The 931-nt window shown below is 62.2% G+C and carries 1 protein-coding gene; it reads right to left on the bottom strand.

From position 1 onward, the window contains the following. Nucleotides 1–263: 263 nt before the first annotated feature. On the bottom strand, nt 264–931 hold a 668-nt coding region (locus tag DNJ95_RS19100), incomplete at its 5' end, for an Rpn family recombination-promoting nuclease/putative transposase (protein ID WP_131186280.1).

Raw genomic sequence — 931 nt, 5'->3', positions numbered from 1 at the left:
CCTGCTCGGCAGCGCCTTCTATCCGGTTCTTGTCCATCGGCTCGCAGATTACGCTCTACGCTTCCTCCCCACGCTCGGTCGCCCTCACGCAGTTGCGCTTCACTTCGTTCGCGGTGATCAGCTTACGGTGGGACTTGCACCCACAGGAGTGCGCCCATGCTGGGCGCACATGAAAAAGGTACCCACGCAGAGCGTGGGCACCATCCCCATTCTCGCCCTCTAAAACCTGCTCAGCGCCGATCGGTATCCCCGCTTACCTCTGCCTACACGTCCCCTTGGGCCAGCAACTCCTCAAGGCTCTGTGCCTCGAAGATCGCCTCAGCCCAGATACCGATACGCTCGACCCCGGCCTGTTCGACCCGCTGTACGGCCCATTCCGGCAAGGGGCCGAAACGTTTGCCCAGTTGGCGTTGCAGCAATACAGCCTGGCCTTTCTCCAACCCTTTTTCCAGCCCCTTTTCCATGCCTTCCTGCAGCCAGCGTTCGGTCCAGGTTTCCGTGCGCTCCGCCAACATGGTGCTTACCTCCAGCAAGTCGCTCAATGGTGGGATCCGCCCGTTCGACGTACGACGACGGACCAACCCGATGATCCAACGGATGATATTGCGGCGCAAGGGCGTCTGGTCATCCAGCGTCAGCCAGCCACGCAGTTCATCGACGATCCCCTTCATTACCTGGGGCGTTTGCGCCTGCTCCAGCCGCATCAGCATCGCCACCAGGTTCCGCCGCCCGCTCAGTTCGCTGTCCGCATACTGGTTTTCGTCTATCAGCAGGTACTCGAAGCTGGGCTGGAACACCTGCAGCCCGGCAGGTGCCGGGTGGCACAGATCGCTTAGCCGGGTGGAATGCCGCCAGGGCTTGAAGCCGTTGTAGAGCACCAGCGGCAACACCGGCGGCAGCCGTCCATCGCGGGTCAGCCGGCCCTGCTTTT

The organism is Stutzerimonas kirkiae, assembly GCF_004327335.1.
GTDB lineage: Bacteria > Pseudomonadota > Gammaproteobacteria > Pseudomonadales > Pseudomonadaceae > Stutzerimonas > Stutzerimonas kirkiae.
Note: the sequence above shows the minus strand (reverse complement) of the source record. Positions and strands in the feature narration are given on the sequence as shown.